The sequence below is a fragment of the Candidatus Latescibacter sp. genome, from assembly GCA_030692375.1.
GTDB lineage: Bacteria > Latescibacterota > Latescibacteria > Latescibacterales > Latescibacteraceae > JAUYCD01.
The window spans coordinates 1-7,477 of record JAUYCD010000211.1; the positions used below are offsets into that span (position 1 = coordinate 1).

Annotated in this window: 7 protein-coding genes and 1 pseudogene; 3 read left to right on the top strand and 5 right to left on the bottom strand. The window is 49.9% G+C overall.

What is annotated here, in order from left to right:
* Window positions 1-249 precede the first annotated feature (249 nt).
* The 3 genes from Q8O92_12770 to bcp form a co-directional block, all read right to left on the bottom strand.
* The gene (locus tag Q8O92_12770; GenBank protein ID MDP2984188.1) at window positions 250-1,122 is read right to left on the bottom strand and encodes a creatininase family protein; all 873 of its coding nucleotides are present in this window, start codon (window positions 1,120-1,122) and stop codon (window positions 250-252) included.
* A 240-nt stretch (window positions 1,123-1,362) separates the two neighbouring features.
* Window positions 1,363-2,529 (bottom strand): M20/M25/M40 family metallo-hydrolase, encoded by a 1,167-nt coding sequence (locus tag Q8O92_12775; protein MDP2984189.1) that lies wholly within the window; start codon window positions 2,527-2,529, stop codon window positions 1,363-1,365.
* A 200-nt stretch (window positions 2,530-2,729) separates the two neighbouring features.
* Complete coding sequence (bcp, locus tag Q8O92_12780; protein ID MDP2984190.1) at window positions 2,730-3,197, bottom strand: thioredoxin-dependent thiol peroxidase; 468 nt, start codon at window positions 3,195-3,197, stop codon at window positions 2,730-2,732.
* 374 nt (window positions 3,198-3,571) lie between these two features.
* On the opposite strand from bcp, the gene Q8O92_12785 reads away from it, so the two are divergent.
* Window positions 3,572-4,102: an outer membrane beta-barrel protein gene (locus Q8O92_12785; GenBank protein MDP2984191.1), complete on the top strand. Its 531-nt coding sequence runs from the start codon at window positions 3,572-3,574 to the stop codon at window positions 4,100-4,102.
* A gap of 10 nt (window positions 4,103-4,112) precedes the next feature.
* Window positions 4,113-5,225, top strand: coding sequence for a uroporphyrinogen decarboxylase family protein (locus Q8O92_12790; GenBank protein MDP2984192.1), 1,113 nt, complete (start codon window positions 4,113-4,115; stop codon window positions 5,223-5,225).
* A 129-nt stretch (window positions 5,226-5,354) separates the two neighbouring features.
* Here the strand turns inward: Q8O92_12790 and Q8O92_12795 are convergent.
* Window positions 5,355-5,513, bottom strand: a pseudogene (locus Q8O92_12795) (addiction module antidote protein, HigA family).
* A gap of 23 nt (window positions 5,514-5,536) precedes the next feature.
* Window positions 5,537-6,271 carry a DUF1638 domain-containing protein gene (locus tag Q8O92_12800; protein MDP2984193.1) on the bottom strand — a complete coding sequence of 245 codons (735 nt, stop codon included), beginning with the start codon at window positions 6,269-6,271 and terminating at the stop codon, window positions 5,537-5,539.
* A 451-nt stretch (window positions 6,272-6,722) separates the two neighbouring features.
* Here Q8O92_12800 and Q8O92_12805 point away from each other — a divergent pair.
* Window positions 6,723-7,477 (top strand): Gfo/Idh/MocA family oxidoreductase (locus Q8O92_12805; GenBank protein ID MDP2984194.1); only part of this gene is annotated, 755 nt, incomplete at its 3' end.

Here is a 7,477-nt window from a genome sequence, read left to right on the forward strand (position 1 = left end):
TCCAAGTGAGTGTCAACATTGTTGAAAACTGCCCTATCGTTTTCAATATGTTAATACTCACGGCATTTCCACAGCTTCTTGCCACTTCCTTTAATACCCTCCTTGTCTCTCCTATCTTTTCATGATACTTTTGACAGTACCCCTTATGCAAAAGCCTCATCCCGTTAATCCGTTTATCCTGACCATTCGTGGTTCAGACAATCCTCACGAGCTTATGGAACCACATTTCAGTTTTCAGATTTTAGCTGCTCACCCCATCATCTTCAACAACTTTTCTGTCACCCAGTTTACCGCATGGCCGATAATCTTCTCGCCTTTTTCGGGTGTGGCCAGTTTGGATTCCTCAAAGGTATCCTTATCCCACTTCCGGTCTTTTTCATTAAGGTTTAATGGGGCCTTGTCATGATCGATCCCCTGGTACCGTACCCGCTCGGGGAAAGCCGCCAGGGCAATGGATGTCTCAAAATCCGCCGCATGCGAGGGAACGCTGCCGATATCCACAAACTCCTTGCTCCTGTCGGCGGGAATGCTGTCCCAGTAGGAACACCATTCCAGGTTGATTCCAAGCTTCGTGCGGAATTCGGGGACTTTTTCATTCAGGGGCGCAGCATTCCCGCCGTGTCCGTTCACAATGAGAATAGTGGTGATGCCGTGGGTCTTCAAACTGTCGCAGATGTCATAGACCACATCAAGAAATACCTCTTTCCGAAGGGTCAGGGTGCCTTTACGATTCATCCAGTGAGGGGAAACGCCGATGGGGACAGGGGTGCTCACGATAACCCGGGGGTAGAGTTTCAGCGCCGTCTGCTGGGATACGAGAAGCGCTCCGGCAGTATCCATGATCATCGCCATGTGTTCGTTGTGCTGTTCGGTGGAGCCGGTGGGAACGATCGCGGCCTTGAGTTTCCCTTCCAGCAGACGGTCGCGGATTTCTTTACGGGTGCATTCATACAGGAGCACCTTTCGGGGGTCGATATAGATGTTCCCGACAGGGCTCATTGGAGAGGTGCGAACCGGGGCGTCAACACCTGCGAAAGCATTTCCGGCCCCTGCCGAACCGGCGGCAAGACCGGTCAGCGACAGCGACCCCAGAAAACCGCGCCGTGATTGAGAATTTGACATGAGAAAATCTCCCAGTATAACTGACATAATGAAAACATGCGAGTCTTAACGGCGATCAAAGAATCGCGGGAGACGCCGGTGATGATCGATTGCCGCCAGGCCGAGGAAAGAAATATACATTCTTACAAGTGCTCTAATCAGTGAATACTTTTGGCAGGAATCATATATAATGCTTTTTGGGACAGAGTCAAGATAAAACAAGGTTTGCCTTATATTTTTGTCACTTTGCCACTGTTTTTTCTATTTCTGCATTTCCATGAAAAAGAACGGATAACAGAGAAGCGATTCCTCCATGAGCGAAATGGAAACGCTGTCCTGTACTGTATGAGCCAGGCGTGCCTCACAGGGACTGAACCCGAAAGTGGGGATTCCCGCACGTGAGGTCAGGCGGCCGTCCGTGCAAAACTGCCAGTACCCCAGTGTGACCTCCCGCCCCAGCGTATTCCGCACTATATCCCGCGCTTTCTGAACATACGGATGATTTACCGGAGTGGAAAACCCTTCGGAAATTTTCTCCACATCCTTCCTGAACTCCACAACATTGACCTCGGCGCGGATGCCCAACTCATCGGCGGTTCCCCGAAGAATCCTAACGAGATCGTCACATTTTTCCAGCGACTGGCGGCAGTCAACATACATAACCACCTTTCCCGGGATGACATTCCTTGAGATATCCCCTGTGCTGTATAAAGTAGGAGTCATCGTGGTTTTTCCCAATTCGGGATGCGGGGCGAATCGCTCCTGCACCTCCTGGAGGCGAAGGATGAATCGTGCGGCGTCGATATTGGGATTATGCCCCTCCTGGGGCATGGAGGCATGAGCGGATTTACCGATAATGGTTACATAGACGCCGATGCAGCCGCGGTGGCCGAGCATGATCTCATTCGATGTACCCTCGCCTAGGATGGAGAGGTCGAAAGAGAGTCCGCCAGTCTCAAGTATATAAAGCGTCCCCTGCCCCCAGATTTCCTCTTCCACCACAAAAGTTGCGATCACTGTCGAACGCGGCCGTGTCCCGGCGTCCATGAGTATCCTCGGCGCGTATGTCTGCACCGCGATGGCGCCTTTGGTGTCGGACGCCCCACGGCCATAGATGCGGCCGCCTTCCATGTGCGCAGCAAACGGCGGAAAGGGCCAGTCTTTTTCATCGCCCGGCGCTACCTGGTCCATATGGGAATTGAGGTTGATCACCGGGGCATCTTGATCGGTTCCATTCACCACCCCGATCACGTTGCCTTTCGTATCTTTCCATACCTCGTCATATCCGAGCGTTTTCATCTCGTCGAGGATAAGATTCGCTACCGCCTCTTCTCCATACGTGGGAGAAGGGGTCTGGATAAGCCTTCTGCAAAAGTCGATCCACTCGTTTTCCCGCTGCTTTATTGCTTCTTTAATCCTTTCGATCATGATATGTTCCTTAATACAAGAATATCTCTCGCAAAGTCCGCAAAGAAAGAAAAAAAGATAAAAGAAATTTGACAGGATTAACATGATTCACAAGATTATTGAAAAAAATATAGTGTAATCCTGTTAATCTTGTAAATCCTGTCAAAAAAAAGATATGCTGAAAAAAGTCTATACGGCCTTTGCGAGAAATCCTTCGCCATTCATTTCACTTCCAGAGCATTCAGCGCCTTGGGAACCGTGTCTTCCGGTTTGATGTTATACCACACCGCGATAACCGTTCCCGATTCGTCGATGAGAAACGATGAGCGGGTGATACCCTCGCACAATTTCCCGCACCTGATTTTTCCCCCCCACACTCCATAAGCCGCAGACACCGTATGATCGGGATCGGATAGCAGCGGAAATCCCAGGTTGTACTTTTCATCAAACTTCTTCTGCTTGTTCGGTTTATCCGGACTTATACCGACTGCGGCTATACCGAGGCTCGCCAGATCAGGACGGGCGTCACGGATACTGCATGCCTGCTTGATGCAGCCCGGCGTGTCGGCTTTCGGGTAAAAATATACGATCAGTTTCCGCCCTTTGAAATCCGTCAGGGAAACCGTTTTGCCGTTTTGATCGGGAAGGGAAAAGACAGGGACTTTATCCCCAGGTTTTAATTCGGACATCTTACACCTCCGTTCCAGGGTTTGGAGTGATAAGGGACGATGAGCGTACTCATATCCCGTGGTTTGTGTTGTTTCATCCGGTGCTTTTTAACTTATCATACTCAGACGCCTTAAAAAAAGCAATAGCATTAACCGAAAGGGCATAGTATATATTTAGAACCTTTGAAATATTGTTTCTCGCAAAGCCCCCTATCCCTCGTTCCCTTTCCCCCGTTCCGGGGGGCAAGGGATGACGAGTGCAGAAGAAGGTTTTCCTGCCCCCCGAAGGGGGGAAGGTGGCGCGGTGCGCCGAAAGGGGGCACGGAAAAAGAAAACTTAACTATAACTCAAAAACCGGGTAACAGAAACTACAAACCTGAAAGGAAGAGGTTGCCATGAAAAAAATTACTGCTCTGGCGACGGTTTTTCTGCTTGCCGCGATTCTTACCGGCACTGTTTATGCCCTCCCCGGGGTAACATTTGATGTAGGGGCGGCGCTCCCCACGCCGTCAGGCTCATTCAGCGACGCCGCCAAAGCCGGGTATGGAGTAGGCGCAGATGTATTTTTCGGAGTTCCGCTGATACCGCTCAAAGTCGGCGGCCATGCGGCATACAACCGTTTCAATGCCAAAGGATCGGGCTCGGAAACATTCTCGATACTGGAAATTCTTCCCTCGGTCAGGTACTCGTTCCTCTCGCTCGGAGTTGCAGACATCTTTGCACAGGTTGGCGTGGGATATTATAATTTCAGCTCAAGCGTCTCCGGGTCTAAAACCCAGAACAAGCTCGGTTTCAACATCGGCCCTGGAGTATCGGTTATGTTCACACCGGGCATGCGCCTTTTCGTCATGCCACTCTACAATCTTATCAAAACGGAAAACGAAAACACCTCGTATCTTTCGATCAACCTGGGTTTGAGGTTTTAGCAGCAGTCAGGTGAAACAACAATTAGGAAATGGGGATACTGCCATAACCCACCGTGAGCGCTACATCCGCTGTCTGACCGGGCAGCCTGTAGACCGTCCGCCGTACTGGCTTCTCTGGAGCCCGTGGAAAACCACACGAGCACGTTGGATATGTGAAGGTATGCCCGATGTCGAGAACCATCGCGACCTCTTCGATACCGACCCGAGACCGGCGGTCGTACCGGTGAAGTACGGGCCCTGGCCCTCCCTCGAAAGGGTGATCGGGGAAGACGACAAGTTTATCGTCCATTACGATTCATGGGGAGTGAAGCGGCGGGATTTCAAGCATGGCGAGTCCATGTCGGAATTCCTCGAGTTCCCGGTTAAGAACCGCGAAGACTGGGAACTCTTCCGCGACCGGTACCTCAACCCGGATAACCCGGAACGATTTCCGCCGGACTGGAAGGAACAATGCGCCGGATTCGACAAGGCCGGAATCCCCGTACACATCGGTTATTACCCGGATGTGGGGCTATTCGGCTGCCTCAGGTGGCTTCTCGGCGATGAGGACATGCTCATCGGGTTCTATACCATGCCCGATCTTATCCGCGACATACTCGGCCATCTGACAGATATCTGGCTGACTCTGTTCGAACGTGTCGCGCGCGAAGCCCATGTCGACATCATACACATGTTCGAGGACCTCTGCGGGCGGCAGGGGCCGCTTATCTCACCAGACATGTGGATGGACTTTTTCGCTCCGCACTACCGCCGTTTCAAGGCGTTTGCGGACAGTCACGGTATACCTTTGTTCTCGGTGGACACGGACGGCAAACCGTACCAGCTCATCGGGCCGATGATGGGAGCAGGAGTCAACTATATGTGGCCGTTCGAGGTCGCGGCGGGCTGTGATGTGAACGAGGTCAGGAGATGCCACCCCCGGCTGGCGTTAATGGGCGGCATCGACAAACGGGCGCTTGCCATCGGGCCTCAAGCAATCGACCACGAACTGAATCGTATAAGGCCGGTGGTTGAAGGCGGACGCTATATCCCCGAAACTGACCACAGCATCCCGGACAACGTCTCATGGGACAATTACCGGCATTTCGCGGACGGGCTCAGGAAGCTGGTCGGGAAAGAATGACGCAGTCCGCCAAAGAATCTTAAGGAAATCTTTGATTTATCCTCTCGCAAAGTTCGCAAAGTCAATAAAGAAAGGAAAAGACTAGAAATTTTTCAGTCAATGCAAATCTTCCGCACATAATAGTGTATTTTATACCGCAGGTGATAAAGGATTGATTTCTTTATCTATTCTGGACTCAACCGCATCTTCCGCTCTATCGAGATCATAGTCCATTTGGAGTCCGAGCCAGAACTGGGGGGATATACCAAAATACCGCGCCAGCCGCAAAGCGGTATCGGATGAACGGGGTCCAATTTTTTCCTTTTCATGATCTACACCCCGATGTTTTTTGTTGTTATTACCTTTTCATCATGCGTGGCGGCCACCTGTTCGCCAGGCTCTACAATCAGAAAATTTTCCGGATCCCATCTGCCCTCGAGAAAATTCGTTATCAACTGCGGGTTCCCCTCCAATTCTTCATAATGCAGCCCCAGCCAATCGGCGCATTCACGGGTATATTCACGGTACCCCAGGTAATCACAGAATCCCAGGTTCACATATGCAGCGGTAGAATAATTCTTTAGCCACCCCTGTTCGGTCTCCATCAGATAGAGAGCGTTATCCTCGCCGTATTTCTCAGTGTAAGAGCGGAGCATGGTTTCATAGTTTTCCTTCCCCGGAGTAAATCCTGTTTCGATCCATCCGGGACTATACCAATAGGTTCCGGGGGACTTTTCTGCTATTTCCCGGTATCGCTCTTTCGAGCCGAGCAGGAAGGTTATACAGTCATGCCCACGCATGAACACAAGCCTGGTGTTCCGCGCGAAAATCCCCTCGATGCCGTTGCAGCAGAGGCCGTAAGCAACGAGGACGGCAGTATAACATTCATCCTCAGGTACAGCGTCTATGGCCTCCTGAAGTTTCTGACGTAACAGGTCGGGAGTAGTGTGCAGACCCTGTTTCAGAAAATGGAAGGTCAGGGTGTTCGGTGAAAACGATCCGAAATGGCATAACTCCCGCCAGAGCACATGGCAGGCAATGACATAATACTTTTCGCCGGTTTTCAAGATGAGTAATCCTTGGCTTGAATTATAAATATAAGTTACGTAAATATTATCTCAACTTATTTTTTAACAAATACTTATGCCTACTTTGGGAAGACAGCCCCCTAAATCCCCCAAAGGAGGACTTAACATGGTAATTATATATGTGAGTGAAACATAATTAGTAAAAAAAATGTTTTGTATTGTCTTTCATTCTTTTAAGTCCCCCCGTGGGGGATTTAGGGGGCTGTAGTTTTGAGGCTTACAGAAATATTTCAATAAAAGATGAATTGCCCATGAATAGGAATACCATTTTTTAGAAGCTTTGGCAACTCTTTTCGTGCATAAAATGAACCGTCAAAACAAATAATACTTGCAAAAGGTGTGTCATGAATGTTTATTTCTTTTTGTTAAATCATCATAATGCTCATATAAATAATAATTTATTACCATCCATACCAGCGGAGAATTATCAATGAGTAAATCGGTGGATGTAACCATTGTTGGCGGAGGCATGATCACAAACGATCTCATACTTCCTACTGTATACCAGCTCCAGCGTGAAGGTTCGGTTAAAACCATCAAGGTCTGCGCCCTGAACAGCGCTCCCCTTAAAAGCTTGAAAAATAATGACACTTTGAACGAGGCATTCCCTGCTCAGACATTTATTCCTTATCCATCCTTCAGTGAACCTGACGACAAAATGTTTCCCGACCTGTTCAAGGAAGTTCTTGCAGGCATGGCGCCGCGCCAGGCGGTTATGGTTGCGCTTCCGGACCAGCTTCATTACAGCGCGGTGAAACAGGCGCTTTTGAGCAACCAGCATGTCCTCTGTGTAAAACCGCTCGTCCTGAAATATGAGCAATCGGTCGAGCTGGAAAAACTTGCCTATGAGCGAGGACTTTTCATAGGAGTGGAATACCACAAGCGTTTCGACCGCCGTTCACTCCTTGCAAGGAAGGATTACCGAAAGGGTCTTTTTGGCGATTTCGCCATGGGAGAGGCCCGGATGATAGAGCCGTATTATTACCGCTATTCCAACTTCCAGAACTGGTTTACCACTGATAAGACCGATCCGTTCGTATATGTAGGATGTCACTATGTCGATCTAGTGTATTTCATCACCGATCTGAAACCGGTCTCTGTCTCTGTGGAAGGAGTCAAGCTTCCGTTTCCGAACGGCAGCGAGGCATTTATGTGGGCAGTCGGGCGTGTCCGCTTCGAAAACGG

Coding starts and splice junctions, on each gene's coding strand:
- Q8O92_12785 (MDP2984191.1), top strand. CDS start 3,572: ATGAAAAAAATTACTGCTCTGGCGACGGTTTTTCTGCTTGCCGCGATT.
- Q8O92_12775 (MDP2984189.1), bottom strand. CDS start 2,529: ATGATCGAAAGGATTAAAGAAGCAATAAAGCAGCGGGAAAACGAGTGG.
- bcp (MDP2984190.1), bottom strand. CDS start 3,197: ATGTCCGAATTAAAACCTGGGGATAAAGTCCCTGTCTTTTCCCTTCCC.
- Q8O92_12770 (MDP2984188.1), bottom strand. CDS start 1,122: ATGTCAAATTCTCAATCACGGCGCGGTTTTCTGGGGTCGCTGTCGCTG.